The 26549-nt window shown below is 64.2% G+C and carries 29 protein-coding genes and 1 riboswitch; of the genes, 15 read left to right on the top strand and 14 right to left on the bottom strand.

The features are described 5' to 3' along the window. The first annotated feature begins 53 nt into the window (after nt 1–53). On the top strand, nt 54–1460 hold the full coding sequence (locus AC20117_RS03805) for an NAD-dependent succinate-semialdehyde dehydrogenase (protein ID WP_074700919.1): 1407 nt from the start codon (nt 54–56) through the stop codon (nt 1458–1460). Between the two features lie 124 nt (nt 1461–1584). Continuing rightward, nucleotides 1585–1971, top strand: coding sequence for an Hsp15 family ribosome-associated heat shock protein (locus tag AC20117_RS03810; RefSeq protein ID WP_170837953.1), 387 nt, complete (start codon nt 1585–1587; stop codon nt 1969–1971). A 68-nt stretch (nt 1972–2039) separates the two neighbouring features. Here AC20117_RS03810 and AC20117_RS03815 read toward each other — a convergent pair whose 3' ends face one another. From AC20117_RS03815 to AC20117_RS03830, 4 genes are all read right to left on the bottom strand, one after another. Then, a complete protein-coding gene (locus AC20117_RS03815) occupies nt 2040–3092 on the bottom strand; it encodes an alpha/beta hydrolase (RefSeq protein WP_074700918.1) in 1053 nt (350 codons plus the stop codon). 63 nt (nt 3093–3155) lie between these two features. Continuing rightward, nucleotides 3156–3623 carry a DUF3237 domain-containing protein gene (locus AC20117_RS03820; RefSeq protein ID WP_074700917.1) on the bottom strand — a complete coding sequence of 156 codons (468 nt, stop codon included), beginning with the start codon at nt 3621–3623 and terminating at the stop codon, nt 3156–3158. Between the two features lie 237 nt (nt 3624–3860). Beyond that, the gene (locus tag AC20117_RS03825; protein ID WP_074700916.1) at nt 3861–4235 is read right to left on the bottom strand and encodes a cupin domain-containing protein; all 375 of its coding nucleotides are present in this window, start codon (nt 4233–4235) and stop codon (nt 3861–3863) included. Nucleotides 4236–4423: 188 nt separating this feature from the next. Continuing rightward, nucleotides 4424–5377 (bottom strand): aldo/keto reductase, encoded by a 954-nt coding sequence (locus AC20117_RS03830; protein WP_074700915.1) that lies wholly within the window; start codon nt 5375–5377, stop codon nt 4424–4426. Between the two features lie 145 nt (nt 5378–5522). Here AC20117_RS03830 and AC20117_RS03835 point away from each other — a divergent pair, with 145 nt between their 5' ends. Beyond that, complete coding sequence (locus AC20117_RS03835) at nt 5523–5750, top strand: hypothetical protein (RefSeq protein WP_074700914.1); 228 nt, start codon at nt 5523–5525, stop codon at nt 5748–5750. Here the strand turns inward: AC20117_RS03835 and AC20117_RS03840 are convergent. The 4 genes from AC20117_RS03840 to AC20117_RS03855 all read right to left on the bottom strand — a co-directional run bounded on the left by AC20117_RS03840 (nt 5747) and on the right by AC20117_RS03855 (nt 8521). After that, entirely contained in the window at nt 5747–5938 is a 192-nt protein-coding gene (locus tag AC20117_RS03840; protein WP_101632525.1) for a hypothetical protein, read from the bottom strand. The two genes, AC20117_RS03835 and AC20117_RS03840, sit on opposite strands and share 4 nt — an antisense overlap. 87 nt (nt 5939–6025) lie before the next feature. After that, nucleotides 6026–6340 carry a 2Fe-2S iron-sulfur cluster-binding protein gene (locus AC20117_RS03845; protein WP_074700912.1) on the bottom strand — a complete coding sequence of 105 codons (315 nt, stop codon included), beginning with the start codon at nt 6338–6340 and terminating at the stop codon, nt 6026–6028. 24 nt (nt 6341–6364) lie between these two features. Further along, nucleotides 6365–7573 carry a cytochrome P450 gene (locus AC20117_RS03850; RefSeq protein ID WP_074700911.1) on the bottom strand — a complete coding sequence of 403 codons (1209 nt, stop codon included), beginning with the start codon at nt 7571–7573 and terminating at the stop codon, nt 6365–6367. Between the two features lie 9 nt (nt 7574–7582). Continuing rightward, a complete protein-coding gene (locus AC20117_RS03855) occupies nt 7583–8521 on the bottom strand; it encodes an ABC transporter substrate-binding protein (RefSeq protein WP_236777434.1) in 939 nt (312 codons plus the stop codon). A gap of 160 nt (nt 8522–8681) precedes the next feature. On the opposite strand from AC20117_RS03855, the gene AC20117_RS03860 reads away from it, so the two are divergent. Together AC20117_RS03860 and dctA are read left to right on the top strand one after the other, a co-directional pair. Next, nucleotides 8682–9554 (top strand): IclR family transcriptional regulator, encoded by an 873-nt coding sequence (locus AC20117_RS03860; RefSeq protein ID WP_074700909.1) that lies wholly within the window; start codon nt 8682–8684, stop codon nt 9552–9554. A 146-nt stretch (nt 9555–9700) separates the two neighbouring features. Beyond that, on the top strand, nt 9701–11233 hold the full coding sequence (gene dctA, locus AC20117_RS03865; protein WP_083339741.1) for a C4-dicarboxylate transporter DctA: 1533 nt from the start codon (nt 9701–9703) through the stop codon (nt 11231–11233). Nucleotides 11234–11329: 96 nt separating this feature from the next. Here dctA and AC20117_RS03870 read toward each other — a convergent pair whose 3' ends face one another. Beyond that, nucleotides 11330–11773 (bottom strand): DoxX family protein, encoded by a 444-nt coding sequence (locus tag AC20117_RS03870; RefSeq protein WP_074700908.1) that lies wholly within the window; start codon nt 11771–11773, stop codon nt 11330–11332. 156 nt (nt 11774–11929) lie between these two features. Between AC20117_RS03870 and AC20117_RS03875 the strand changes: the two genes are divergently transcribed. The 8 genes from AC20117_RS03875 (at nt 11930) to AC20117_RS24095 (ending at nt 19137) form a co-directional block, all read left to right on the top strand. Continuing rightward, nucleotides 11930–12517, top strand: coding sequence for a phosphatase PAP2 family protein (locus tag AC20117_RS03875; RefSeq protein ID WP_074700907.1), 588 nt, complete (start codon nt 11930–11932; stop codon nt 12515–12517). Between the two features lie 67 nt (nt 12518–12584). Beyond that, on the top strand, nt 12585–13286 hold the full coding sequence (locus tag AC20117_RS03880; RefSeq protein WP_074700906.1) for a TetR/AcrR family transcriptional regulator: 702 nt from the start codon (nt 12585–12587) through the stop codon (nt 13284–13286). Between the two features lie 56 nt (nt 13287–13342). Beyond that, the gene (locus tag AC20117_RS03885) at nt 13343–15385 is read left to right on the top strand and encodes a 3-hydroxyacyl-CoA dehydrogenase NAD-binding domain-containing protein (protein WP_074700905.1); all 2043 of its coding nucleotides are present in this window, start codon (nt 13343–13345) and stop codon (nt 15383–15385) included. Further along, nucleotides 15378–16559 (top strand): acyl-CoA dehydrogenase family protein, encoded by a 1182-nt coding sequence (locus AC20117_RS03890; protein ID WP_074700904.1) that lies wholly within the window; start codon nt 15378–15380, stop codon nt 16557–16559. Before AC20117_RS03885 ends, AC20117_RS03890 begins: the two co-directional genes overlap by 8 nt. 19 nt (nt 16560–16578) lie before the next feature. Continuing rightward, the gene (locus AC20117_RS03895; protein ID WP_074700903.1) at nt 16579–18255 is read left to right on the top strand and encodes a long-chain-fatty-acid--CoA ligase; all 1677 of its coding nucleotides are present in this window, start codon (nt 16579–16581) and stop codon (nt 18253–18255) included. Between the two features lie 102 nt (nt 18256–18357). Continuing rightward, the gene (locus AC20117_RS03900; protein ID WP_074700902.1) at nt 18358–18687 is read left to right on the top strand and encodes a DUF4190 domain-containing protein; all 330 of its coding nucleotides are present in this window, start codon (nt 18358–18360) and stop codon (nt 18685–18687) included. A gap of 94 nt (nt 18688–18781) precedes the next feature. After that, nucleotides 18782–18961, top strand: a complete 180-nt coding sequence (locus AC20117_RS03905; RefSeq protein ID WP_074700901.1) for a hypothetical protein — start codon at nt 18782–18784, stop codon at nt 18959–18961. A 41-nt stretch (nt 18962–19002) separates the two neighbouring features. Next, a complete protein-coding gene (locus AC20117_RS24095) occupies nt 19003–19137 on the top strand; it encodes a hypothetical protein (RefSeq protein ID WP_257790779.1) in 135 nt (44 codons plus the stop codon). 131 nt (nt 19138–19268) lie between these two features. Here AC20117_RS24095 and AC20117_RS03910 read toward each other — a convergent pair whose 3' ends face one another. The 5 genes from AC20117_RS03910 to AC20117_RS03935 all read right to left on the bottom strand — a co-directional run bounded on the left by AC20117_RS03910 (nt 19269) and on the right by AC20117_RS03935 (nt 25304). After that, nucleotides 19269–20615, bottom strand: coding sequence for an APC family permease (locus AC20117_RS03910; RefSeq protein WP_236777536.1), 1347 nt, complete (start codon nt 20613–20615; stop codon nt 19269–19271). A gap of 332 nt (nt 20616–20947) precedes the next feature. Beyond that, the gene (locus AC20117_RS03915; protein ID WP_074700899.1) at nt 20948–21133 is read right to left on the bottom strand and encodes a DUF1918 domain-containing protein; all 186 of its coding nucleotides are present in this window, start codon (nt 21131–21133) and stop codon (nt 20948–20950) included. Nucleotides 21134–21192: 59 nt separating this feature from the next. Continuing rightward, nucleotides 21193–21732, bottom strand: coding sequence for an OsmC family protein (locus tag AC20117_RS03920; protein WP_074700898.1), 540 nt, complete (start codon nt 21730–21732; stop codon nt 21193–21195). Between the two features lie 36 nt (nt 21733–21768). After that, nucleotides 21769–21884, bottom strand: a riboswitch (SAM riboswitch). A gap of 70 nt (nt 21885–21954) precedes the next feature. Next, entirely contained in the window at nt 21955–23676 is a 1722-nt protein-coding gene (locus AC20117_RS03925) for an FMN-binding glutamate synthase family protein (protein ID WP_083339739.1), read from the bottom strand. A 530-nt stretch (nt 23677–24206) separates the two neighbouring features. Next, a complete protein-coding gene (locus AC20117_RS03935; RefSeq protein ID WP_074700896.1) occupies nt 24207–25304 on the bottom strand; it encodes a DNA alkylation repair protein in 1098 nt (365 codons plus the stop codon). A gap of 448 nt (nt 25305–25752) precedes the next feature. On the opposite strand from AC20117_RS03935, the gene AC20117_RS03940 reads away from it, so the two are divergent. Next, nucleotides 25753–26061 carry a DUF3040 domain-containing protein gene (locus tag AC20117_RS03940; protein ID WP_074700895.1) on the top strand — a complete coding sequence of 103 codons (309 nt, stop codon included), beginning with the start codon at nt 25753–25755 and terminating at the stop codon, nt 26059–26061. Between the two features lie 45 nt (nt 26062–26106). Continuing rightward, nucleotides 26107–26421: a hypothetical protein gene (locus AC20117_RS03945; RefSeq protein ID WP_074700894.1), complete on the top strand. Its 315-nt coding sequence runs from the start codon at nt 26107–26109 to the stop codon at nt 26419–26421. The last annotated feature ends 128 nt before the right edge of the window (nt 26422–26549 follow it).

The following is a 26549-nucleotide window of genomic DNA, read 5'->3' on the forward strand; positions in this document are numbered from 1 at the left end:
GCCGGAAATAATGTGGTTTCCGGCGTGCCGTTGATCAGATAGGAGCACTGGCCGTGACCGCTACGACCAACACCGCCTCATCCACGAAGACCGCTTACCGGGTCCTGAACCCTGCTACCGGCGAGGTGGTTGAGGAATTCCCCACTGCCACGGACGCGGATATCCAGGACGCACTCGCGGCAGCCCAGGAAGCCTTCCAGTCCTGGAAGGACGTGCCGATCACCGAGCGCGCCAAGGTGGTCTCCCGCATCGCGGAGCTGTTCACCGAGCGCGCCGACGAGCTGGCCGCCATCATTACCGAAGAGATGGGCAAGCCCATCTCCGAGTCCAAGGACGAGGCCGAGTTCTGCACGGACATTTTCAACTACTTCGCCACCGAGGGCCCGACCCTCGCGGCCGACCAGGAGATCAAGGCCATCGGCGGCGGCCGCGCCATGATCCAGAAGCTCCCGGTCGGCCCGCTGCTGGGCATCATGCCGTGGAACTACCCGTACTATCAGGTGGCCCGCTTTGCCGCGCCGAACCTGATGCTCGGCAACACCATCATCCTTAAGCACGCGGAGAACTGCCCGAAGTCCGCCCTGGCCATCCAGAAGATCATGGACGACGCCGGCCTGCCCAAGGGCGCCTACGTCAACGTCTTCGCCACGCATGACCAGGTCGCGGAAATCATTGCCGACCCGCGCATCCAGGGCGTCTCCCTGACCGGTTCGGAGCGCGCCGGTGCTGCCATCGGCGAGATCGCCGGACGCAACCTCAAGAAGGCGGTCCTCGAACTCGGCGGCTCCGACCCGTATGTGGTTCTGGACGCCGCCGACATCAAGGCCGCCGCAGATGCGGCCTGGGCAACCCGGATGGAAAACACCGGCCAGGCCTGCAACTCGAACAAGCGCATGATCGTCATGGAAGACATCTATGACGACTTCGTCGCCGAACTGACCGAGCGGGCCAAGAACATGAAGCCCGGAAACCCTGCCGAGGGCACCGAAAACACCTTCGGCCCGCTTTCCTCCCGTGCCGCGGCGGAAGGCCTCGCCGAACAACTGAAGGACGCCGTGAACAAGGGCGCCACCGTCCACGCCGGCGGCAAGCTGGTGGACGGCCCCGGCTCCTACCTCGAGCCCACGGTCCTGACCGGCGTGACCAAGGAAATGCGCGCCTACAAGGAAGAGCTCTTCGGCCCGGTCGCCGTGGTCTACAAGGTCTCCAGCGACGAGGAGGCCATTGCCCTGGCCAACGACACCGACTACGGCCTCGGCGGTGCCGTCTTCTCCACGGATGAGGAACGCGCCCGCAAGATAGCCCAACGCCTGGAGGTCGGCATGGCCAACGTCAACGGCGTCGGCGAGGGCGCGGACATTCCGTTCGGCGGCGTCAAGCGCTCCGGCTTCGGCCGCGAGCTCGGCCCGCTCGGCATGGACGAATTCGTCAACAAGCGCCTCTTCTACATCGCCGACTGACACCGTCAGCAGGCAAACAGAGTACGACGTTGGCACTCGGGTGAGCCGAAAAACTCACCCGAGTGCCGGCGTCGTACGTTGCTGCTCCCGGCGTTTTCTGCGTCCGATAAACTGAGTGACCATCATGAGCATCCCCACAAGCAGTCCGAAATCAGTACGCATCGACGCCTGGCTGTGGGCCGTCCGCGCCTACAAAACCCGCTCCGCCGCCACGGCTGCCTGCCGGGCGGGGCATGTGCGGCTGAACGGGAATCCCGCCAAGGCGTCGCAGGCCGTGGTGCCCGGCGATACTCTGCGGGTGCGGCAACCGGGCTTTGAGCGGATTCTCGAAGTCCGGCAGCTGATCGCCAAGCGCGTCGGGGCCGAGGCCGCCTCGCACTGCTATACCGACCACACGCCGGAACGGCCGCCCACGCCCTCGCTCGGCATCCCGCAGCGGGACCGCGGCACCGGGCGGCCCACTAAGAAGGACCGCCGCGAGCTGGAGCGGCTCCGCGGCCTGCGCGGCTGAGCGCCGCAATCCACTCGGAAAGTACCGCAGCAGCGTCCCACCTCAGCCACCGCGCTCCACTGCCCGTCTCAAGTGGTCTTGCGCCGCAGGAAGTCCACGCTCCGGGACAGGACGAGCTGTCCGGCCCTGCTGTCCAGCTTGAACTGGTATTCGTGGCCGAGCGCCGGCTCGTACCCGACCGGGAAAAACAATGTCTCGACGTCGGCCCCTTGGTCGCTGAGTGCTTCGGCAAGTGCGAGGGAATGCGGCAGCAGCGGATCCGCGTTGCCGGCGGTCACGAACGCGGGCGGGAAGTCCGCTCCCACCCGCCCGGTGATGGACGCGAGATCCACCTGCGGCATGGCGAGGTAGTTCCGGGAACCGGTGTAGGCCCACATCACCGTCCGCAGGAAGCCGTTGCCCATCCCGCCCTTGGCGCTCTTGATGGACAGATCGTATCCGCCGCAATGCAGCAGCACCGCACGAAGTTCCGTCAGCAGGATGGGAGCGGGGATGCCCAGCCTGGCGGCGTAATCGGCATCGGTAATCAGCAGCGCAAGTTGCGCGGCTATCTGGGCGCCGGCGGAATCGCCAGCCAGCACCAGCCGTTCCGCGTCTACCCGCAGCCGTTCCGCATGCTGCTGCAGATAGGTCAGGGCGGCAGCGGCTTGGCGGACGGGTTCGGGGTATTTCTGCGCCTGCGCCAGGGAATAGCCGACGCCCACAGTGGTAAAACCGTAGGAAGCGATAATCCGCAGGTAGTTGGCCACGTCCTCCTTGCTCCCGGAAACCCACGCCCCGCCATGAAGCCAGACGATGGTCGGCAGGCCTTGGGCGGTGCCGGCACGATCCGGATAGTAAACGTCTAGGTAGCCATGGTCGCTGCTCTCCAGATACTGCTCATGCAGGACCTCCGAAATACCCTCCGGTACATGCTTAGCCATCTCGCGCGACACCCGGCGCCAGTTCCGGTCGAATATAGTCCGGATCAGCAGCACCGCCGGTTTGGGGCTGACCAGACTCCAGGAAAACAGCGACACCGCCAGTGCGCCCAGAACACCGGCGACGACGGCGAGAACCCGTAAACCTGGCGGCAGCCGCCGGGCTACGGTCGCCTCGAGGGAGAGTTCGTCGGCGCTCATGCTTCATTATGAACGAGGCCCGGGCCGCCGGATAGCTCTTGTAACGAGCGGATAATGCCCCGGTTACTCCACTACAAAAAGATTCAGCCGGACGGCATCCGGATGCCGCTCCCCCGTGCCGATGATAATCTTCGATCCAAGCCACGCCCAGCGTCCGCCGGCCGAGCTCAGCCGCGGGCTGCAGCGGAAATAGATCCGCTCCGGCGGGACCGACTCGCCTCGGACCAGCGCGGCAATGTCTTCCGCCGAGCCAGAGCGCAAGCCGAAGTTCGAGACATAGATGCGGTCGCCGTCGTCGGTCTCGATGGCGTATTGCGCCTGCAGCTCGGTGACCGTCTCGGACTTCAGGATCTGGAAGTCGGCGCCGGCCGGAAGCACGCTGCCGTTCAGCTCCGGGCCCTGGACCGTGCCGCCGATGATGGGAATGATCCGCCGGTGCCCCTCGGCAGTTTCGCCGACTTCGATCGGCTGGCCGACGGCGACGTTGATAGTGGCAAGGAAGGTCAGGCCCGGGTTCTGGGGAGTGGTCATGGAAGAGACGATATCAAGGCTGTGGAGGGATACTCAGGCAACGCACAGGTTGCTCCCGGTCAATGAACAACTTGGAGCTTTAGTGTGAAAACACCTCATAAAGGTGCGAGTGATGCGGCGTCGGCCGGTCGGAGTTTCCCCCAACCTCCAGACCGGCCGGCGCCTTTCTCTTTGCGCCCTGCAGCGGCGCCTCAACGCAAAGGTCAGACGCCGTCGTCGTTAATGACAGTCGGGAACTCAGGCCTCCTTCGCGTATTCGGCCGCGCTCAGGAATTCGTACCCGACGAAAGGCTCGTTGCCCTCAACCCAGGCGTCATGGCCCGGAGGGATGGCGTAGGAGTCACCGGCCTTCACCGTGGCCCGCGTTCCGTCGCTGAGTTCAACAGTTATGGACCCGCCGGTACACAAGCCCACGTGGCTGACCTGGCAGGAATCGGTTTTCACCACGGGTTTGATGCACTCGGACCAGCGCCATCCTGGTTCGAACCGGAACCGCGCCATGGTGTAGTCGCTGACCGTGACCACGTCTACCTGCGTCTTATCGGGACGGCGTTTCTCATCCGGATCGTCAAAGGACCGAGAGGCAAGCTGGGATACAACATTTGCAGCCATTTCTGCTCCTGAGAAATATGCGAGCCGTACGACGTTCCCTCCGGGCAACCCGGCTCAAGCCACTCCGGAAGCGGTCTGCCCCAACGCCATTGATGGATGTCTCGGCGAAAGGGATTTTGGCACAAAATTCGCACCTCCCACGTTCCTCTGATCGGCGCAGCTTGTCGAGGGCCGGACGCGTCCCGTGATTACGGAAGAGCGCGCCCCCGGGCAGCCACCCACAGTGAATACCACTCGTCCCGCGTCATGGCTGCGGCGATTCTTTCGGCTTCCGCACAGGCCCGGATCCGCTTCGGATTGCTGGTACCGACCACCGGGCGGATGCGGGCCGGATGCCGCATCAGCCAGCCCAGCACCACGGCCTCCGGTGAACACTCCTTTTCCTCCGCAATTTCGGTGACCAAGGCTGCGGTTGCCGCGTCCGGGCCGGTTTCCGCAGTCCCGGATGCCCCGCTATAGCGGCCTTGGGCCAGCGCGCCCCAGGCTTGCAGTTCGACGTCGTTCGCTTGGCAGTACTCAAGGGTGCCGTGCGGGAATCCGATCTCGGCGGCTTCGGTGTGGTTGACGAGTACGCCGGATTCGAGCCACCCGCTGCGGTGCAGGCTCATCTCCAGCTGGTTCGCCGCAAGTGCGTCCGACAGGGCCGACTGAAGCCATCGCATCTGGCCGGCGGACATGTTGGAAACGCCCAGCCGCAGCACCTTGCCGTCGTCCTGGAGCTGCTGGAAGGCGGAGGCTATTTCCTCCGGATGTGCGAGCGGGTCAGGACGGTGGATCAGCAGTACGTCGATCCGGTCCGTGCCCAGCCGCTCCAGACTCTCCTCAACCCGGGCGATGACCGTTTCCCGGGAGGAGTCATACTGCCCGATGCGGCTGGCGGCCGGAAGCCGGATACCGCATTTGGTCTGCAGCTGGATCCTGTCGCGCAGCTCCGGTCTGCCCGTGAGCACGCGGCCGAACGCTTCTTCCGCCTTGCCGTGGGCGTATATGTCGGCATGGTCAAAGACCGTGATGCCCGCTTCCAACGCCGCATCAACGGCCGAGTTGGCCGCCGCTATATCGCTGGCTTCCAACGGCCCGGAACCCCAGCCGCCGCCCAAACCCATGCAGCCGAAAATCAGGCGGGAACCGGCGTCGTTCATTGGAAATCCTTCCCTCGGCGAGGCAATACGGCGGCCTACCGCGACACTCTTGTGTCGGAACGCCCCTAGCGGGGTGCGCGGTAAACCGGCAATAGTAGAAGCGGGACTGCTGCTGCGGAGTCTGCCACGAACAGAGGAGCGAACAATGGAAATTGCCAAGGACGACGCCGGCGATATGGTCATCGGTGACGTGAGCAGACTCGGCGGCCGGGCGCTTACCGTCGGGATCACCGGCATCTCCGGCGACGAGGTGCTCAGCATCGGCTGGGTAGAGACCGGTGACAGCATCAAGCTCAATCTGGAGGACGCTGTCACCCTCCGCGATGAGATCGACCGGATCATCAAAGACCGGCACACCGGCGAGGATATCTAGCCCTGGACTGCGGGCGGCGCCACGATCACCCGGTGCTGCCCTTCACACAGGTAGACGGCCAGAGTCCCCTCGGGGACCGGGCCTTCCGCCGGCCACTGGCTCTCGTCGAGCCCGCGTAGTCCCGCGCCGCAGAAAGGACAGCTCTGCTGCCCGATGCCCGGATCGTTTTCCCGCTGTTCGTCTGCCACAGTCACGTCCCTCCGAGTGCCGCCGAACCGTTTCTTCAACCTACGTCGTTTTGCCTCCCAGCGGAACCTTTCGCACCTGCCCCGAGCTCAGATCTGGGTTTCGGGAAGGCGGACGGTGATGTCCTCCAAGACTTGCAGCTGGCAGGAAAGCCGGCTGTTGGCGCAGCGTTCGGAGGCGGTGCAGTCCAGCATCTCGTCTTCCACATCGCTGACGGCGGGCAGCGCTTCCGGCTCTTCGGTTTCGACGTACACATGGCAAGTGGCGCACATGGCGCTGCCGCCGCATTCGGCGACGATGCCCGGCACTCCGTTGGAAACCGCGGTGCGCATCACGCTGGTGCCAGGTTCCGCATCCAGTACTGTTTCCAGGCCGTCGGGCAGGATGTAGGTGATCTTTGGCATGGTGTTCCTTCTTGTTCTAGGTTTTCAGGCCGCCGTCAGGCGCAGCGGCAGGCTGTCCAGCCCGCGCAGGGTGTTGTTCAGCTGCTGGACGGGTTCGCCGGCGGGCTCAAGCTTTTCAACATGGCGGGCGAGGGCCGCCAGGAAGCACTCGCCTTCCAACCGGGCCAGCATCTGGCCCAGGCAGGCGTGGACGCCGAATCCGAAACCCACGTGCCCGGCGGCCTTGCGCCGGATGTCGAAGCTTGACGGGTTCTCCCACTGGCGCGGATCACGGTTGGCCGCGGCGAGGAACATCAGGACCTTGGATCCCTCCGGAATCCTGAAGCCGGAGAGCTCGGCATCCTTGTTGGTGGTGCGGAAGAAGGTCTGGACCGGCGACGAGTAGCGCACCGTTTCCTCAAAGGCCGCACGGGCCAGGGACGGCTCCTCGCGCAGGTAGCCGAACTGCTCCGGATTTTCGGCCAGGCACTGCAGAGCATTGCCGATCCCATGCACCGTAGTGTCGACGCCGGCGGAAAGGAAGGAGCGCAGCAGCTTAGCCTGGTCCTCTTCGTTGTAGCCGGCATCGGCCGCCGCCGCATGGATCTTCGCTCCGAGCCCGTCCGGCGCGGGCGCACCCGGCTGGCACTGTTCCATAATCCAGGTCTGCGCCTTGGCACCGCGTTCCATGGCACGCTCGAAGTGGCTGTTCCGGGGACCGAAGGTATTGAAGACCATCGAGCCGTACGGCAGCAAGTTCTCGCGACCGTCCTTCGGCAGCCCGATGAAGTCCGGAAAAACCTCGAGCGGGTAGGCCTCGGCAAGGTCAGCGACGCCATCAACCGTGCCATTGCCCGCGGCGACTCGTGCAACCAGCTCATCGGCACGCTCCTGGAACCCCTCTTTGAGCCCACGCAGCACCTTCGGCGTCATGATGTGGGAGACCACGTGCCGGGCCTTGGTGTGGTGGGGCGGGTCGGCCTCGAGCAGCAGGCTCGGCGGACGCCACGGCTTCTCCTTGGCGAAGTCAGAGATGCCTACGCCCCGGGAGGACACGTACGTTTCATGGTCGGCCAGGACCTGGGAAACTTCCGCGTGCCGCGCGACACCATACAGCTGGTAGCGCTCCAGCCAGAACACCGGACCGGCCTCGCGCATCTGCTCATGGGCCTCGTAAGGATCATTCAGGAACTCGTCGCTGAACGGGTCCAGCTCCAGGACCGGTACTTCCTGCGCTGTGGATTGGATGGTCAAGGTTCTCCCCTACTCCGCGACGAGGGACGCTATGTCCAGTTCGCTGTCGATGATGTTGTACTCAAACATCAGGTCTGCTGTTTTCTGCAGCTGCTGGGTGTCCAATTCGCCCTGGAACCGGGGCATCTCGATGGCTCCGACGACGTCGGCCGTCACCTTGGTGAACGTCGGTACCAGCTCGACCAGCCGCCCGCGATTGCCCTGCAGGTCCTCAGCAGAGGCGGAGATGGACTCCTGGAACGCAGCAATTGCCTCGGGATTCTCCTGCGCAAACTTTTCGGTGGTGATCCAGCCACCCACCGGCATGTCCGCGACGGGACCGGTGAACAGATCGCCAATCTTCACCAAGCCTGCTGCCGTGGCGCTGGCCTGGAACGGTTCCACCTGCCAGATGGCGTCTACGGCGCCACGCTCGAGGGCCGCCTGCATATCCGGATAGGGCATCTCCACGAGCTTCACATCGGAGGTCTGCATACCGGCATCCTCGAGCAGCGAGTTGATGGCAACGGTGCCGATATTCTGCAGGTTATTAACCGCGAAGGTCTTCCCCTTCAGATCCGCCACCGTTTCAATACCTGAGTCCTTCGCGACGAAGATGCCGTGGTCGGCTTTGCCAACGTCGTTACCGGCAACCAGCCGGATAGGCAAGCCCTGTTCGACAGCCAGCAACGCCGATGTGTAATTCGTATACGTCAGATCCACACTGCCGGAGACGAGTGCCGGAATGGCAGCCGCCCCGCCCTGCGTGGGAACGAGTTCCACTTCGAGGCCGTTATCGGCGAAGATCCCGGATTCATCCGCGTTGACCGCGGTGGACGTATGCACCAGCGGGAAATAACCCAGCTGGAGTTCCTCGACATCCTCGTCTCCCGAGCCGGCGGAAGCACCGCCGCCGCACGCACTCAAGGCGAGCGCCGCCGTCGTCAATACGGCGCCTACCGTTGCCATTTTGATGCTTCTCCGTTGAACCATCGCACTCCCTCTCGTCACTGGGCATGTCCGCCCGCGTTCCCCAAGCCCGTTCGCTACGTCGCGACCGGCAGTACTGGAACTATGACCCGTGACACAATTGTCCGAACAGTCCACTTTCATTTGAAAGGAAAAAGTCGTGGCCAGATCATCCGGCGGCCGCTCGGCGTTGAGCCGCATCATGCAGGTCTTTACAGCGTTCGACGTCGATGCGGTCTTCCTGAACATCTCGCAGCTGTCGGCGCGCAGCGGCTTGCCGCTGGCCACAACACACCGGATCGTTGCCGAGATGGAGGACTTCGGCTTGCTGGAACGGCAGCCCGACAAGACCTACCGGCTGGGGGTGCGGCTTTGGGAGATCGCTTGCCGGACCCCAGGGGCGCTTGGCCTGCGCGAGATCGCGATGCCGCACCTGCAGTCCGTCCAAACCAGGGTCCGGCAGCACACCCAGTTGGGCATCTTGGAGGGCCGGGAGGTGCTGTTCCTCGAACGCCTCTCCGCGCGCGATGCGGTGGTCAACGTGACGCTGGTGGGCGGCCGGCTGCCGCTGCACGTTTCCAGCAGCGGACTCGTCCTGCTGGCGCATGCCGACGAAGAGTTCCAGTACGAAGTCTTCTCCGGCGAACTGTTCCGTTACACGGAGCAAACAGTTCGATCGCCGGACGCCCTGCGCCAGCTCCTGCAGAAGATCCGCCACGACGGCTTTGCCATTGGTAACGGCTTCATCCACCCTGACGCCCGGGGCATCGCGGTACCTGTGCGCGGAGTCAACGACAACATTGTGGCAGGCCTCAGCGTGGTAGTGCCCAACGACGAAGCGCCGACACTACCCCTGGTGCGCCTGCTCCAGGGGGCTTCAGCCGCCATCACCCAGGATCTGCTGGCAGCTTACACTCCCCAGGCCGACCCGCAATCCGCGCCGGGAGGACGCTTCCGCCAACTCGTCAGTTCTTCGGCGGACTCCATGGAGTACCTGCCGACAGCACCGCGACCAACACGCGCCGGCAGGTAAATCCGCTCGATTCCCACCCACCCACTTTCCTCTTTCCACAATGCGAGAATTACTTCTCCCCTTGTGGAATTGCTGGAAGAGGCATAAATTGGTCCTAGCTTCCCTGTGAGGCAGACCACAATCCCCTAATCGAACGGTTTGGACCGATGAAGATCCCTGACAATGCCGCGTTGAAGGCGAGTTCGACGCCGGCCAAGAAGAAGCGGCTGTACCAGTCGCTCTTCTTTCAGATCCTGATCGCTGTAGTGGCGGGTGTACTGATCGGCCACTTCTGGCCAAACATCGGTGCAGAACTCCGTCCGCTGGGCGACGGATTCATACGACTTATCAAAATGATCATCGCCCCGCTGATCTTCCTGGTCATCGTGACCGGTATCGCCGCCGTCGGCGATGTGAAATCGGTTGGACGTGTAGGCGTCAAGGCGCTGGTCTATTTCACGGCCGCGACCGGGTTTGCGCTGGTCTTCGGGCTTGTCATGGCCAACCTGGTACAGCCTGGCAAGGGTCTGAACATCGATCCCGCCACCATGTCCGAGGACGCCCTCGCCGAGAAGACAGGTGGCGCACATCCGGAGGGCGCTTCCAACTTCCTGCTTAGTGTGATTCCGGACAGCCTGGTCGGCGCGTTCGCCACGAACTCCTTGCTACAGGTGCTGTTCTTCTCCGTCTTCTTCGGATCCGCCGTTATCGTCATTGGCCAGGACCGCTGCAAGCCGCTGCTAAGCCTGTTCGAGACCATCCTGGAAATCGTCTTCAAGATCATGTCCTGGATTATGCGGGTAGCTCCCATCGGTGCCTTCGGTGCCATGGCGTTCATCATCGGCCAGTACGGCATCGAGACTTTGGGGACCTACGCCAAGCTGATCGCCGCATGCTATGCGGCGGCGGTGATCTTCATCGGGCTGCTGTTCGCGGTGGCATGGTTCATCGCCGGCGTTCCGCTGTGGAGCTTCCTGAAGTACACCCGGGAAGAATTCCTGCTGGCGCTGGGTACCGCCTCAACGGAAGCCGTGATGCCGCGCATCATGACCAAGCTGACCAATGCCGGCTGCTCCCGCGCCACCACTGGTCTGGTGGTTCCTACCGGCTACTCGTTCAATCTCGACGGCGCCGCAATGTACCTGTCCATCTCGCTGCTCTTCCTGGCGCAGGCATTCGGCCATGATCTGAGCCTGGGTCAGCAGTTGGCCGCGCTCGGTGTGCTGCTGCTGACGTCGAAGGGCATGGCCGGCGTGCCAGGCTCCTCGTTCCTGGCCCTCTCCGCGACCGCCGCTGCCCTGGGCATCTTCCCGGTGGCAGGCGTAGCCCTGATGCTCGGCGCAGACCGCCTGATGGACTCCATGCGCGTGGCCGTGAACCTGCTCGGCAACTGCGTGGCCACTTTCGTGGTGGCGAAGTGGGAGAAGCAGTTCGACCGCGAGGCAATGAAGCGGGCGTTCGCTGGCGAGATCACCAACGAGGCGTCCTCGCTGTTCCTGGACAAGGAACAGGAGTTCGAAGAGGACGAGCGGGAGCGCGCAGCCCAGGGCCTCGGCCCGGCTCCGCGTTACGCCGGGGGCCCCTCACGGGACGAGTATGAAGCTATCCACATGGTGCCGCTGCGCAAGCATGGCCCGGACCCGGATCCGACAGACGCGTCCGCGCCGGCATCGGATGAACTAGCCCGAAGCCGGGACTGACAACCCACGGATTCCATAGCATCAAGAGGACGACGTCGGCACTTTGGTAAGTGCCGGCGTCGTCCTCTATTTTGTGGTTAGGTAAGGATTTCGTTGTCAGGCGAGGACCGCCACTTTCGATTCCTTCCGACCGAAGAGGTAGCGGTCCACCGAGTACGGGCCGGGGCCGATCATTGCAATAGCGAGGGCCGCGGTGCCCAGAATCAGGACCTGGGAAAAGCCTCCTTGCTCCACATAAAAACCGGAGGGCAGGTGGGCGAAGAGGAGGGCTCCGGCCATGTCGGCCACGAACAACAGGGCGATCGGCCGGGTCAGTACGCCCAGGATCAGGGCCATGCCGCCGAGGAGTTCCAGGTAGGAAATGAAGGGACCGAACAGTTCGGGCAGCGGCACGCCCAACTGCGTGAAGTAGCCAGTGACGCCGGCTACAGTATTCTGGCTGACTTTCTGCCACCCGTAGGCGACGAATATCAGCCCGGCGATGACGCGCAGGGCAGTAATTCCAACGTGCTGCAACTGTATGCGGGTGGAATCGGACATCGGGTTCTCCTTCGGACGGGATGGTCCTTGGACTGCGATTAGTTGACATGTCCAGCATCTGCCTAAGCGCTTGAAAAATCCTTTGGGTACCGTGCAACACGGTTTACGGCGACTTAGCGGCCAACCGAGTAGCGGGCAAGCCCGCTAGGCTGGAAGGTGTCCCGAAATCCCGTCCGCATCCACCGGATCGCACGCGTCATCACCGAGATTTTCGCGCCAGCAGTCCTGGTGACACTGGTGTTGGTGGCCTCGCCGTTCACCCTGCCGGAGGTGACCGCCGCGCAGGCTGCCGTGGCCGCGTTCTTTGTCACGCTCCTGCCCTTCAGCGTTGTCGTTGTGCTGGCGCGGCGCGGCAAACTCAGCGACATCCATATCGGGACGCGGACGCAGCGCGCTCCCATTTTGGCGGGCACCGCTGTCTCGATAGGGGTGGGCCTCTGGCTGCTCACGCTGATGCATGCACCGCCGGCGTTGCACTCGCTGATCTACGCCGTGCTGCTGGGCCTGATCGCTTCCCTGCTGGTGAATCTGGTCTGGAAAGTGTCTGTGCATGCGGCGGTCGCTGCGTTTCTCGGCGCGATGCTGGCCTCGGCCACCCTGCCGCTGGGACTCTTCTGGGCAGCTATCCCCTGGGCGGTCGGCTGGTCGCGGGTCCAGTTGCTGGCCCACACCTGGCCGCAGGTGGTTGTTGGCTGGGTGCTCGGTCTAGGCATCTTCGCCGCGTACATCACTTACCTGCGGTGAGGGTGCCGGTACCGTACGGTGGAACGGTGATTCGCGATGAGTTTCCGGCAGGCAGCAGGGCAGCCTGATGGTCAAGACAATGGACAATGGCAGCACCGTTGAACAGGCGCAGTTCCGCTCCGGCGTGGCTTCGATAGCACTGGAACTTTTTGTCAGCCAGGGTTATGAGGCCACCAGCGTCGATGCGATTGCGGAGGCAGCGGGCATCTCCCGCAGCAAGTTCTTCCGGCAATTCCGCTCCAAGGAAGATGTCATCTTCGCCGACCACGAGACCTTGCTGGAACACGCGGAGGTGCTGCTGGCACGGAAACATGAGGACCCGTGGGAAGCGGTCTGCCGGGCCGCCGCGATGGTTTTCGAGCATTTTGCGAAGCAGGTCGAAACGGCCCGGCAGCGCTACCAGGTGGTCAATGCCGTACCCGCGCTGCGGGACCGCGAACTCGTCACGGTCTTCCGCTATGAACGCCTGTTCGGTCAATATCTTCGCGACGCCGTCCCTGGACTGCCGCCGCTGGATGCCGTGCGGTTTGCGGCAACAGTCATCAGCACGCACAACTTCCTGCTCCGCGAGCTGATGCGCAACGAACGGCAACTTGACGTCGGGGAACTGCGGGCAGCGCTCGATGATGTGCGGCGCCTCTACGGTGTGCTCCCATCTGCGGACGCTGGCCCGCGGGCCGAGGAGGAAATGGTGGTGGCCGTGTTTCCCAAGTCCCTCCCGCCCGCTGAACTCGCGCGCCGGCTCCAGCAGAAACTGCAGCGCGGTTAACTTTTGAAACTGAGTTTCCCTTGACTTGATACTGGGTTTCATCACATACTTCTACGGTGACTACCGCCGAGACAGTTTCCGACGTCGTTGTTTCCCGCCTTGAGCACAATGGTTTCCGGTTTGCCCTGCTCACCCTTTCCGGTTCCGGCGGACGGCCCGCCACGCTGGGTCCGGCCTCCTTAGAGCAGCTGGGCGCAGCGCTCGACGCGGTGGAGACACCCGACGTCGACGCAGTGGCCGTGACGGGGACAGGCAAGGTGTTCTGTGCGGGCGCCGATCTGGACAATATGTTGAAGGCCGAAACTCCTGAGGAGTCGGAAGGAATCGCCCGGCAGGGCCTGAACGTTTTCGGCAAGCTGGCGGCGCTGCCGGTACCGACCTTCGCGTTCCTCAACGGTGCGGCACTGGGCGGCGGCCTTGAGCTGGCCCTCCACTCGGATCACCGCATTGCAGCAGCCTCGGTACGCGCCATCGGCTTCCCTGAGGTCCGGCTCGGGTTGATCCCCGGTTGGGCGGGGATTCCGCTGTCCGTCGCGCTGATGGGACCCGAGGCTACGGCCCGGCTGGTGGTGCGCGATGCGCTGGCCGGCCGCCACCTCACTGCACGGGATGCGGAGGCCGCTGGCCTGGTCGATGCAGTAGTACCTGAACCGGAGTTCCTGCCCGCCGCTTTGGACACGGCCGCGGCCATCCTCGCGGACGGGACGACCGCCCACCGGCCACAGCCGAGCCAAGCAGGTTGGGCAGACGCGCTGAAAGCTGCCCGTCGCGAGCTGGACAGCCGGCTCCATGGCGCGGCACCTGCACCCTATCGTGCGCTGGAGCTCATCGACCGGACAGTTCAAGACGCAGCGTTCCCCGAGGCCGAGATCCGCGCATTCGGCGCGCTCGTCCTCTCCCCCGAGGCCCGCGCCAGCATCTACGCCTTCCGCCTCACCCAGTCACTGAGCAAAAATCCAGCCGGTCGGCCGGCAGCCGATCCCCGCCCGGTAACCTCCGTCGGCGTTATCGGTGCCGGCCTGATGGCCAGCCAACTGACGCTGGTCTTCGCCCGGCAACTTCGCGTCCCGGTGCTGATGACGGACCTTTCGGCGGCGCGGCTGGACAAGGCACTGGACTGGATCGACGTTCAGCTCGCCAAGCAGGTGCAGCGCGGCACACTGACCAAGGCCACCGCTACCCAGATCCGCGGACTGATCAGCGTCACCACGGACAAGCAGGATTTCGCTTCGTGCGATGCGGTGCTCGAGGCAGTTTTCGAAGATCTCGCGGTGAAGCAGAACGTCTTTGCCGAGCTGGAGCCCATCCTGCGGCCCGACGCCCTGCTGCTGACCAACACCTCATCGCTGTCCATCGAAGCCATGGGCGCCGGCCTGGCGCACCCGGAGCGCCTGCTCGGTTTCCACTTCTTCAACCCGGTGGCCGTCCTGCCGCTGCTGGAGCTGGTGCGGACGCCGCAGACGGATCCGGCGAGCCTGGCCACGGTCTTCGAACTCGCCGCCCGGCTGCGCAAGACGGCGGTTCTGGTCGCCGATACTCCCGGCTTTGTGGTCAACCGCCTGCTGACCAGGCTGTTCAGTGAGGTGCTGGCGCTGATTGACGACGGCGGTGACCCGGCCGCCGTCGACCGCCTCCTGGATCCACTGGGGCTGCCGATGCGGCCGCTGGCGCTGCTGCGCTTCATCGGTCCCGTAGTGCAGCAGCACATCTGCGAGACCATGCACAGTGCCTTTCCGGACCGGTTCCGGCTCAGCGCCACCCTGCACAAGTTGATCGAGGCCGGCCTGCCCGGCTATCTGGACGACGACGGCGACGTCCCGCCCGAGGTCCGCGCCCTCCTGCCCGCAGCGCGCAGCGTGGATCCAGCCGGTGCGCGGAGCCGGATCATCGCGGCGCTGGCCGACGAGGTGGAGCACATGCTCGCCGAGGGCGTGGTGGCCGGGCCGGAGCAAATCGACCTGTGCATGATCCTCGGCGCCAACTACCCCTTCCACACCGGCGGCCTGACGCCGCTGCTGGACCGGTTTGCCGGCACCAGCCATCACCCGAGGCCCGCCAGCGCGGGCAGCCTGAGAACAAAGGACAGCATCAGTGCCTGACTACGACGTTTCCACTCCGCTCGACACCGACTACTACGGCGTCTTCAGCGGCATCCCCGCGGCGGACAGGGCTGTCTGGGAACGAGCCCGGACGTTCACCGACGAAGCGGTGCCGCAGATGAACGATTACTGGGACCGCGCGGAGTACCCTCTCCATCTGGTCAAGCGCATGGGCGATCTGGGCCTGCTTTCCGACGGTCTGACCGTCCCCGGGCAGGAACCGATGTCGCCCCTGGCCGCCGGCCTGGTCAACATGGAAGTCTCCCGCGGCGACGGTTCGCTGGGCACCGTGATCGCTGTGCAGGGCGGGCTGGCGATGCGCTCCATCGCCTACTTCGGCTCGCAGGAACAGAAGGACCGGTGGCTCGGACCGCTGGCCCGGGGTGAAGAGTTCGGTGCGTTCGCCCTGACCGAACCGGACCACGGATCGGACTCCGTCTCGCTGGAGACCACCGCGGTGCGCGACGGCGATGAGTTCGTGCTGAACGGTGAGAAGAAATGGATCGGCAACGGTTCGGTCGGCGGTGTGACGGTAGTCTGGGCGCGGGACGAGCAGGGCAACGTCCGCGGTTTCCTGGTCAGGCAGGACACCCCGGGCTACGAGGCCGAGACGATCACCGGCAAAGCCTCGCTGCGGGCCATTTACCAGGCCCGGATCCGGCTGGAAAATGTCCGCATTCCGGTGGACAGCGTACTGCCCGGCACCCGCACCTTCAAGGATGCTTCAGCCGTGCTCGTCGCTACCCGGCTGGGCGTGGCATGGTCCGCGCTCGGCCACGCCACCGCTGTCTACGAGGCCGCGCTGAACTACGCGAAGCAGCGGACGCAGTTCGGCAAGCCGCTGGCCAAATTCCAGCTGGTCCAGGAACGGCTCAGCCATATGCTCGCCGAGCTGACCAGCATGCAGCTGCACTGCGTCCACATGGCCGGCTTGGACGCGGCCGGTGCCTTGCGGCCCGCGCAGGCCTCGATGGCGAAATACCACAACACCCGCAAGGCACGCGAGCTGGCGTCAATCGCCCGCGACATGCTTGGAGGCAACGGCATCTTGCTGGAGAATCATGTGGTCCGCCATCTGCTCGACATCGAATCCATCCATACCTACGAGGGCACCGAAAGCGTGCAGGCCCTGCTGATCGGCCGCGAGGTCACCGGCCACAGTGCCTTCGCCTAAACCCCGCCAAACCAGGAGCATGACAGTGACGTCAGTAATTCCCGCCGACATCCAGCCTGCCAACGACACTCCCCTGAGCCCGCTGCGTTTCCTGCAGCGTTCGGCCGAGGTGTTCGGCCGCAAGACCGCCATCATCCACGGTGACCGCAGCTACAGCTACCAGGATTTCGCCAACGAAGCCCAGCGGCTGGCCAAGGCCATCAGGAACCGGATCGAGCCGGGCGACCGGGTGGCGTTCCTCTGCCCGAATGTTCCTGAACTGCTGATCGCGCACTTCGCTGTGCCGCTGGCCGGCGGCGTGCTGGTGGCACTCAATACCCGCCTGTCGCCGCGGGAAATCCAGTACATTCTGGAACATTCGGAGTCCAAACTGGTGTTCGTGGACTCCGAGTTCCTGGGGTCGTTGGCAGGGATGCAGGCGCAGCTGCCCGAACTCGCCGAAGTCGTGGAAGTCTCCGACAGCACGGTCACACCGGCCCGACCGGTGGCTGCGACCAGCGGCGCCGGCACCCTCGCGACCACCGGCTACGAGCAGTTCCTGGCCTCGGCACCGGCGGAGCCGGATCTGCCCTGGGGCGTGGTTGATGAGCGCACGCCGATCACGCTGAACTACACTTCGGGAACCACGGGACGGCCCAAAGGCGTGCTCTACTCGCACCGCGGCGCCTACCTGAATGCCCTCGGCGAGACTTTCCACAACGGTTTCACCGGCGATACCCGCTACCTATGGACGCTGCCGATGTTCCATTGCAACGGCTGGTGCACCCCGTGGGCCGTCACCGCCGCAGCCGGCACGCACGTTTGCCTGCGTGCCGTCCGCGCCGACGCCGTCTGGGACGCCGTCGACAACCAGGGCATCACCAACCTGTGCGGCGCGCCGACTGTCTGCAGCATCATCGCCGAAGCCGACCAGGCACACCCGTTGGAGTCGCCGCTGCGGCTCACGACGGCGGGAGCACCGCCGTCGCCAACCATCATCGGCAAGCTCGAAGCCCTCGGAATCACGGTTGTCCACGTGTACGGATTGACCGAGGTGTACGGCCCGAACACCATCTGCGAGCACCAGCCGGAGTGGGACTCGCTCCCCGCTGCGGAGCGGGCCGAGAAAATCTCCCGCCAGGGAGTGGGCATGCTGCAGGCGGACAGTGCCCGGGTGGTGGACACCGAGATGAACGACGTGCCCGCGGACGGGAAGAGCATTGGCGAGATCGTCCTGCGCGGCAACAACGTCATGCTCGGGTATTACAAGGATGAGGAAGCCACCGCGGAAGCGTTCCATGGCGGCTGGTTCCATACCGGGGACCTGGGCGTCATGCATGCCGACGGCTACATCCAGCTCAAGGACCGGGCCAAGGACATCATCATCTCCGGCGGCGAAAACATCTCGACGATCGAAGTCGAGCAAGCCATCGTCTCCCACCCCGAGGTGCTGGATGCCGCCGTCGTCGGCGTTCCGCACGAAAAGTGGGGCGAGCGGCCGATGGCATTCGTGATCCGCAGCAGCACCGCCACCGTCAATGATGCGCGCCTGCGCGCTCACCTGCGGGAACGGCTGGCCGGATTCAAGCTGCCGGACCGGATCCTTTTCACCGACGAGCTGCCGCGGACGTCCACCGGCAAGGTGATGAAAGCGGACCTGCGCGCCTCCGCCCTTCAGGCAGCAGCAGCCCAGGACGCTCAAGAGCCTGTCTCATGAGCTAGCCCCGCACGGAGGCGAGCAGCCGGTAACAGTGCGCTGGCTGTCGGAGGGCGGCGATAGGCTGGGTAAAACCTTTCAGCACAACCTCCGGGGGTCAGCATGTCCAATCCGTACCAGCCGTCGAATCTGCCCGGGCCGCAACATCCCGCGCCGGTCTACCAGCAGGTCTACGTCCAGCCCCAGCCGAAGGGCGCCAGCGTCACGGCCATGGTGCTGGGGCTGGTTTCGCTGTTTCTCGGGTTCACTTTCGTAGTGCCCATTGTGGGATTCATCTTCGGCTTGGTCGGGCTGAGCAAGGAACCCGCGGGCAGGGGAATGGCGATCGCCGGACTGGTGCTCAACGGGCTCATGCTGCTGGGCTGGGTGCTGCTGTTCATCTTCGTCTTCGGCATTCTCGGCGCGGTAGCCACGTCCGGCACCATGGCCTGACTTGCTAGTGCGCTCGCCATACCCGGACTTAAAATAGTGGCGTGACCTGTCGGCGTCCTTGCAGGCGGGCACTGCCAGCCATAGGAGAAACACCATGGGTATAGGTAACAGGATCAAGCGGGCCGCCGAGCGGTTGGGCGGCAAGGGCAGGATGGGCACCGGTCATACACCCGGCACCACGCGGGGCAGAACGCGCGGTACTTACGGAGCCGCCGGCACGGAACACGGCAGCATCGGCGGGAAAATCATGGGCGCCCTGAGGAGAAAGCACTGAGCGAACAGATCCACGGGATTCTTGACCGGGCACAGGAAGAAATGCTCTGGGTCGGCCCCGACCACCCCTCGTACCGACTGTTGGCGGAGCTGACCCACGCGGTCCGGGACGCCTGGCAGGAAGGCTTCGAACACGCCCGCCACGGCGCCGCCGAAGACAACCCGTACCGCTACTGATTAGGACGGCGGTGCCGCCTTTCGTCCCCGACCCGGCACCTTGCCGGCACGGGGACGAAAGGCGGCCACCGCCGTCGTTGTCTTGCTGTCAGTGCAGCATATGCTGCCTCAGCGCGAGTAAGCGTGCTTCATCAGCGCGAGCGGACCCGCTCCAACACGTGCTCTTCCGCCAGCGGTCCGGCCTTGATACCGGCGGGCACCCGGAAGAAGTAGACCAGCCCGATGACCCACCACAGGCCGAAGAGGATCCACGGCTCTATGCCCAGCTGAGCCGGCATCCCCGGCATGTACAGGCTGAACAAGGCCACACCCAGCACGGCCGCGGCGATGCCGATCGCGATGCCGCCCTTGCCCTTGCCGCCGATCCGTAGCGGCCGGTCCATCTGCGGTTCGCGGCGGCGCAGGATCAGGAAGGAAATCGCCACCATGGTGTAGGCCAGCACGATGCTCGGCGCACCGGAGTCTACCAACCAGACCAGCATCTCCACACCGAAGAACGGCGCCAGGAAGCTCAGCGCGCCGATGAACAGCAGGGCATTATGAGGGGTGCCGTACTTGGGGTGCAGCTTGCCGAACCAGGCCGGCAGCATCCCGGAGCGCGCCAGCGAGAACATCAGCCGGGACGCGCCCAGCAGCAGCGAGTTCCACGAGGTGAGGATGCCCGCGATACCGCCGGCGATCAGCACCTTGGCCATCATGTCCGAGCCGAACATCGCGCCCACGGCGTCCGCCGTCGCGATGTCCGTCCCGGCCAGCTCGCTGGCCGGCATGGCCGACGACGTGGTCAGCACCACCATGACATACCAAATGGTGGCCAGGATGACCGAGACCACCACGAGCCGGCCGATCTGGCGGGCCGGAATGTTCACTTCCTCCGCGGACTGCGGAATCACGTCGAACCCGATGAAGAGGAACGGCACCACCACGAGCACCGCGAAGAAACCGGTCATACCGCCGTTGAAGAACGGTTCCATGTTGGAGATCTCGCCGCCGGTGAAGGCGCCGGCGATCATGACCAGGCCGATGGCCAGCAGGAACAGCACCACGAAGGTCTGCACAATGCCGGCTTCCTTCACACCGCGGATGTTGATCCAGGTAATAACGACGGCGGCAACGGCACCTACCAGCGCCCACGTCAGGTGGACGTCGAAACCGGCGACGTTCCAGAGCTTGACCTGGCTGAGGTTGGGAAAGATATATTGGACGGTCCGCGGGAGCGCCACCGCTTCGAAGGCCACGATGGTCACGTAGCCGCCGATGATGGCCCAGGAACCGATGAAGGACGGGCGCGGGCCCATCGCGCGCATGATGTAGTTGTGCTCGCCGCCGGCCTTGGGCATCGCCGCGCACAGCTCGGCATAGGTCAGCCCGACCACGGCCATGATGATGCCGCCCGCAAGCATGGCCGTCACCGAGCCCATGGTTCCGGCGGACTCCAGCCAGCCTCCGGTCAGGACCACCCAGCCGAAGCCGATCATGGCCCCGAAGCCCAGGGCGAGGACGTCGAAGCGCCCCAGTACTTTCTTTAGTGAGGGTTCGGATTCGTGTTGTGACACAGCCACGCCGATGCCCCTTTCTCGTTCAGATGCCGTTCAGGCATGGGAAATTGCCGGCGACGCGAGGGTGGCGCCGATCACGGCAAGAGTAACTGCACGACATTACTACGATGTTTCGCCCTGAAACGGCCATGTTGCGTTGGCTGCGTCTTATTGCCCAGCGCGGCCGGCGCTGGACAGTGCTGAGGGCGGCAGCATGAGCATGCTGCCGCCCTCAGTCAGCTATCGGCTGGTGCGGGCTGTGCGGCCCGCGGCTAGGGGTTGTGCTGGACTACGAAATCCCCACCGGGGAAGACCACGGATTCGTGGCCGTCGTCGAACCGCACGAAGTACGGAGGAGCGCCGTCATCTCCCCTGACCTCGACGATTTCCCCGTGCCGGTCGGACGACTCGACGGTCCGGCCGCGGACAATGATCCTGTTGCCTGGCGATGCCTTCATCGTGAATTACCTCCTGGCCCTAGGGTACGAGGGACCGCGCCGAAGGGGAATAGCCGGAGCTACTTCTTGAAGACCTCGGCGCTGACCGGAGTGGGATTGGCGAAGAGATCCAGCACCGGGCAGTGCGCGTCTACCGTGCGGCGCAGCTCCTCGTAGCGTTCCTGCGTTTCGGGGCCGTTGATGTTCACGCTCAACCGCACCGCGCTGAAGCCGGGGCGCACACTCCGATCGGCGCCGAACAGGCCCTGCACGTCCAGATCGCCCTCGGCGTCGATGCTGATCTCGTCGAAACGGATGCCTAGCTGGTGTGCGTACAGCCGGTAGACCACTACCTGGCATGAAGCCAGGGCGCCCAGCGCGTACTCCACCGGGCTGGCAGCGGTATCCTCGCCGGCCAGGCCCGCCGGTTCGTCAACGGAAAACTCGTGTTTGCCCGCGGTGACACGGGTGGCCACCGGGCCGGTTCCCTGGCCTGCCACCTTGAACGTCAGCTTGGCGTTGGCGGTGTCTTCAGCGATCTTGCCGGTCCAGAAGGCGCCGGCCTCATCCAGACGGGTGGCACGATCTTCGGCCAGGTCGCGGAGAGCTGTTTCAGTCATGGTTGAATCCTTCCTGTCGGCGCACGCCGGAGCAGGGCGCCATACTTACGCCTCCCGTTTGGGCCGGCGTCGAATCTTCACCTGGGGCACCCCGCTACAGCTACGAGGGTTGCCGTCCAACCGGCCAGGGCCGAAGGTTGGAACTCTTGATTCTGTGTCCGATTCTGCATGGTGCAGCACGGTACGTTCAACCGTTTTGTAACACGAGGACTTCTATAGTTCCTAGCGGCCCAGCTCGCCTTCGGGCCGGCCAACCTGGCCTTCGGGCTGGTGTTTGTCGCCGGGGATCCGGGCCCGGTCATACTCCGGACTGCCGGGTACGGGCTCCGTCTTGTGTTCGTCCTCGGCTGGCTTCTTGGGCGGTTCGCGGAAGTAGTCAGCGTTGGCCAGGTTCCAGTCTTCGCTCCAGCCGCGGGGAGGATCCTTGAGCAGTTCGCCGGGCTCCATCCAGTTGTAGATGTTCTCGTAGGAGCGCGTGGTCAGATGGTCCACGCGGCGCCGAAGCATCCGCGGCGAGACCTCGTCCGGGGATTTGCAGCCCATCGACGCCATGATCTGGACGCTCTCGTCCACAGTGAGCTTCTGGTAGTTGAAAACGCGCTGGCCCTTGTCCTCGACGTTGAGCGCGCGCACCAGCCGCGGGTTCTGCGTGGCCACGCCCACCGGGCATTCGTTGGTATGGCATTTCTGCGCCTGGATGCAGCCGGTGGCCATCATCATGGTCCGCGCGCTCATGGTGAAGTCCGCGCCTTCGATCAGGCGCTTGACGATGTCCGAGCCGGAGGCGACCTTCCCCGCGGCGGCAATGCGGACGCGCTCCCGCAGCCCCACGCCGACCAGGGCGTTGTGCACCAGCATCAGGCCCTCCGTCAGCGGCGTGCCCACGTTGTCCTGGTACTCCAGCGGCGCCGCGCCGGTGCCGCCTTCGGAACCATCGACGACGATGAAATCCGGCGTCACCTTCTCCTCCAGCATCGCCTTGCAAATGGCGAGCACGTCCACCCGCGAGCCCACGCACAGCTTGAAGCCGATGGGCTTTCCATCGGAAAGCTCGCGCAGCTGCTTGACGAAGCGGATCAGTTCCCGCGGCGTGCCGAAGGCGCTGTGGCTGGCAGGCGACACGCAGTCGACGCCCATCTCCACGCCGCGGGCTTCGGCGATCTCCGGGGTGACTTTAGAACCCGGCAGGACACCGCCCAGACCGGGCTTGGCCCCCTGCGAAAGTTTGATGCTGATGCCCTTGACCTCGGGACGCGCCGCCTTCGGGATGAAGGCTTCTGGGCTGAAGTGTCCGTCTTTGTCCCGCGCGCCGAAGTAGCCTGAACCTATCTCCCAGATCAGGTCGGCACCGTATTCGAGGTGGTACTTCGTCAGGCCGCCTTCACCGGTTTCCTGCACAAAACCGCCGAGCGCCGCACCCTTGTTCATCGCGAGCACGGCATTCTTCGACAGCGAGCCGAAGCTCATGGAAGAGACGTTGAACAGCGAAATATCGTAGGGCTGCCTGCAATCAGGCCCGCCCAAGGGTATCCGGGGATGCTGCTTGGGTGGCGCCACCGGAGCGGTGGAATGGATCAGGTATTCGTAGCCGATCTGGTTCACTTCGCGCTCCGTGCCGAAGGCCTTGTGGCTGTTCTCGCCCTTGGCACGCGCATACACCAGCGACCGCACATCGCGGTTGAACGGCTTTCCGTCCACGTTCCGCTCGACAAAGTACTGCTGGATTTCCGGCCGGATGGATTCCAGCACGTACCGCATATGCCCCAGGATGGGGTAGTTCCGCAGGATCGAGTGCCGGGTCTGGACCACGTCCCAGATCCCGATCACCAAGAGCGCAACAACGACGGCGGCCAGCACCCACCAGCCAACGGAGCCGAACGACGCGGCCACGATGGTAATAAAGCCCAGCACCGCAAGAACAACAAAAACCAAAAAGCGTGCCATGGCCCGAGTCTACGACCGACGCCGAAGGAACCGGACGGATCAGGCGGATTCGTCCGGTTCCGGGCGTAGGCACGGCTCAGGCACAGCGCTCAACCTTGACCGTCAGGCGCAGCAGTCGGCTGGCTGCCGCCCAGCCGGTGCGGGTGCCGATAGCGCTCCCCGCCTCAGCCGTGGCATCAAGCTGTGGAACCAGGCCCGCGCACGATTATCGCTTGCGTAGGCTGTTACCGCTGGGGCTACGACTTCGCTCTTGACTGGAGCCACGGACTTGGCCCTGTTCTTCGGCGACCGCAGGGCAGTCCCATTCCCTTGGTACCGCGAGCGCTGGCGGGTCCGCTCTGCCTGCGCCATCAGCTGCTGCAGTTCAATGTTGTGGATCTTCAGCCAGTATTCCGGAGGCTGGAGGCTCATGGCTGGTCCTGCTTTCTTCACGGATTCCGATGGGTCTTAGCGTCAACGCCGCGCCTACCGGATTCCATGGCCGGAAAACTGCCAGTTATCGTCGAATTCCTGCCATTGCTCCCCTGCCGCTAAATAACGACGTCGAACTCCGCCGCCGCTGATAGTTGGCCGTTCACCTGCACTTGGAGTAGGTGGCGGCCGGCGTAGTGCACGCGGGTGGTCATCGGCCGGAGTGCATGGGCCTTGCCGAACCGGCGTGTCTCGCCCGGTTCCAGCTCCGCGACGGCGAGTTTGAAGACCTTCGGTGCCAGCGTTCCGTTGGCCTTGACGTAGTGGACCATGTAGTCGACGGCCAGACGCGCCGGGTGCAGCGAGTCGTTCCTGACCGCAACCGTGAACGCGATCTCGCCGGGCAACTGCACCTGGGCCTGGTCCAGCTCCGGCACCGAGACGCTCACCGCATTCGGAGTGAAGCCCAGCAACGCGAGCGCACCGGGGTGTGCCTTCTTGACCAGGGTCCGCAGCCCGTGCCGCACCACCCACGGAGTCCCGTCGCCGGGCTCCCCCAGCCATTTCCCTGCCAGGGCGACCACGGTTTCCGGGTCGTGGCGGGCGATGTCGTTGAGGTGGTTGGCCACGGACCGGCGGACGAGTTGGCTGGAGTCGGTGTGCAGGGCATCGAGCAGCGGCAGTGTCGCTTCCGGGCGGGCGATGATGTCCGGCACGCGGACCGCCCATGGCAGGTACGGCCGCGGCCCTTCGCTGGCCAACCGCCGGACCTGTTCGTCCGGATGCCGCGTCCAGTCCTGCATCTGTGCCAGCGCCCGGTCGAGGTCCTGCAGGAGCAGGCGGCGGATCGCGAACTCCCCTGTAAGCCGGGGAGTCAGCTCGAAGAGCAAGGTCAGTGCGTCGTCGAATGCACGTGTGGTCCCGTCCTGCAACGCGAGCGTGACGGCAGCCTCCGAAACAGGCCAAATCATCCAGCCGGTGAAGGACTCATCGTTCAGCGCAGTCCGGATAACGTCGGCTGCCTGACCGTAGCCGACGTCCAGATCGGACAGCAGCGCAGCCGCCAGCAGGTCGCAGCGTGCGCGGAGCGAGAGCGGCTCCAGCTTCGCCTCGGCAGCGCCGAGCGCGCTCCAGCCCGACCGGAGTGAGCCCTGACCGAGCGCTACCCTCAGTCCCTCCACAGCCTCCGGGCCCAGAAGGTCGTTCATTGCACCCATGTGATCATCCCTGTATCCGAACGGCTCTAGCGAATATCCCCTCTTCGGCATCTTATGGTGCGCAGGACTTCAGTGCTGATAGTAGCCCGACGACAGGACAGCACGATAAGACAATCAGCTCTTTCTCCGCCGCTTTCTATTCATTTTCAAGTGTTGCCATTATCACCAATTCTTTTTTGCTTTATTTATCCTTTTGGATACCATTGTTATAGAGGCTCGAGAATATGATAAAGAGACTTCAAAGGGCACTAAATGCCTACTGGTTGATTTATCCGAAATAAATTCATATTCACAGGAATAGTGAATAACAAGAACAAGGGGAAACTGTTCCGGACGCCGTTCGCAGCCTCGCTTCTGGCTCGGATGTCGGCAGGCATCTGCCTCCGACATGCCAGAGTCCCAGAGGCCGATGTGTCCAGGACTTGAATCGCTGAAAGGAGTTTGCTTGATGTCCGGCAAGGAGATGTCTTTGTCCTACAACGAACGAATGCAGCTGGAGGAGCTGGAGAGGCGGATCGATACGGAAGATCCTGCATTTGCGCGGAAGCTTCGGGCCGGGGAGGCGGGGCAGTCGGCGCCAGTTCCGAGCTGGCCGGGGCTGTTCGTGCTGTTGACCGGAGTGCTGGTACTCCTGTTCGGCGTCGCCACGCAATTACCTCTCATCGGGATTATCGGCTTCCTGCTAATAGTTATCGGGGGATATAAGCAGGTTCGCGAGCCGCTCCCCCACGAGGATTCGGACGGGCCGTCCAGGTAATTAAGCCCCCGTCAACAATCAGCGATAAAGGGAGGTCGAATTCTCATGTTGGACACGATCAATTTCACCCTGACAGCCGAATGCCGCCAAGGGGATGAGCAGACCTTCCGTGACGTTATTGACTGGATATTAGCTAACGGTGTGGGAGGTGCGTCCTTCGAAGCTGCCGAGGTAACCGGCGGCGTAGCGTACCTCCACGGATCCATCGTCGGCGACCGCCGGTTGGTCGCGGAATCCGGACTTGCCGAGTATCTCTCCGACGTTCTCGCCCGCAAGGAAGGCATCCACGTGGATATCAGCGTCCACATCGCCTCGCCGGGCAGGCAGCTGCCGGCTGAGCACGCGGCGGTTGCGGCATAACGGTCCGGCACGCGTAATGAAGCACCCAGAACCGCGGCAGCACCGAGGTCTGCCGCGGGGCCTTCCACATATCCGGCTGTTGCGTTCCATTCGGCACCGGTGGCAAACCATTGACCCCGGCTGGTCCC

Source organism: Arthrobacter crystallopoietes (assembly GCF_002849715.1).
In the GTDB taxonomy this organism is placed as follows: domain Bacteria; phylum Actinomycetota; class Actinomycetes; order Actinomycetales; family Micrococcaceae; genus Crystallibacter; species Crystallibacter crystallopoietes.

Bases quoted from the DNA above. Each gene is read 5' to 3' on its own strand.
- AC20117_RS03810 (WP_170837953.1), top strand. From the start codon at position 1,585: ATGAGCATCCCCACAAGCAGTCCGAAATCAGTACGCATCGACGCCTGG.
- dctA (WP_083339741.1), top strand. From the start codon at position 9,701: ATGAAGATCCCTGACAATGCCGCGTTGAAGGCGAGTTCGACGCCGGCC.
- AC20117_RS03835 (WP_074700914.1), top strand. From the start codon at position 5,523: ATGGAAATTGCCAAGGACGACGCCGGCGATATGGTCATCGGTGACGTG.
- AC20117_RS03880 (WP_074700906.1), top strand. From the start codon at position 12,585: ATGGTCAAGACAATGGACAATGGCAGCACCGTTGAACAGGCGCAGTTC.
- AC20117_RS03940 (WP_074700895.1), top strand. From the start codon at position 25,753: ATGTCCGGCAAGGAGATGTCTTTGTCCTACAACGAACGAATGCAGCTG.
- AC20117_RS03905 (WP_074700901.1), top strand. From the start codon at position 18,782: ATGGGTATAGGTAACAGGATCAAGCGGGCCGCCGAGCGGTTGGGCGGC.
- AC20117_RS03935 (WP_074700896.1), bottom strand. From the start codon at position 25,304: ATGGGTGCAATGAACGACCTTCTGGGCCCGGAGGCTGTGGAGGGACTG.
- AC20117_RS24095 (WP_257790779.1), top strand. From the start codon at position 19,003: ATGCTCTGGGTCGGCCCCGACCACCCCTCGTACCGACTGTTGGCGGAG.
- AC20117_RS03830 (WP_074700915.1), bottom strand. From the start codon at position 5,377: ATGAACGACGCCGGTTCCCGCCTGATTTTCGGCTGCATGGGTTTGGGC.
- AC20117_RS03845 (WP_074700912.1), bottom strand. From the start codon at position 6,340: ATGCCAAAGATCACCTACATCCTGCCCGACGGCCTGGAAACAGTACTG.
- AC20117_RS03815 (WP_074700918.1), bottom strand. From the start codon at position 3,092: ATGAGCGCCGACGAACTCTCCCTCGAGGCGACCGTAGCCCGGCGGCTG.
- AC20117_RS03895 (WP_074700903.1), top strand. From the start codon at position 16,579: ATGACAGTGACGTCAGTAATTCCCGCCGACATCCAGCCTGCCAACGAC.
- AC20117_RS03945 (WP_074700894.1), top strand. From the start codon at position 26,107: ATGTTGGACACGATCAATTTCACCCTGACAGCCGAATGCCGCCAAGGG.
- AC20117_RS03920 (WP_074700898.1), bottom strand. From the start codon at position 21,732: ATGACTGAAACAGCTCTCCGCGACCTGGCCGAAGATCGTGCCACCCGT.
- AC20117_RS03870 (WP_074700908.1), bottom strand. From the start codon at position 11,773: ATGTCCGATTCCACCCGCATACAGTTGCAGCACGTTGGAATTACTGCC.
- AC20117_RS03820 (WP_074700917.1), bottom strand. From the start codon at position 3,623: ATGACCACTCCCCAGAACCCGGGCCTGACCTTCCTTGCCACTATCAAC.
- AC20117_RS03825 (WP_074700916.1), bottom strand. From the start codon at position 4,235: ATGGCTGCAAATGTTGTATCCCAGCTTGCCTCTCGGTCCTTTGACGAT.
- AC20117_RS03910 (WP_236777536.1), bottom strand. From the start codon at position 20,615: ATGATCGGCTTCGGCTGGGTGGTCCTGACCGGAGGCTGGCTGGAGTCC.
- AC20117_RS03900 (WP_074700902.1), top strand. From the start codon at position 18,358: ATGTCCAATCCGTACCAGCCGTCGAATCTGCCCGGGCCGCAACATCCC.
- AC20117_RS03925 (WP_083339739.1), bottom strand. From the start codon at position 23,676: ATGGCACGCTTTTTGGTTTTTGTTGTTCTTGCGGTGCTGGGCTTTATT.
- AC20117_RS03915 (WP_074700899.1), bottom strand. From the start codon at position 21,133: ATGAAGGCATCGCCAGGCAACAGGATCATTGTCCGCGGCCGGACCGTC.
- AC20117_RS03855 (WP_236777434.1), bottom strand. From the start codon at position 8,521: ATGGCAACGGTAGGCGCCGTATTGACGACGGCGGCGCTCGCCTTGAGT.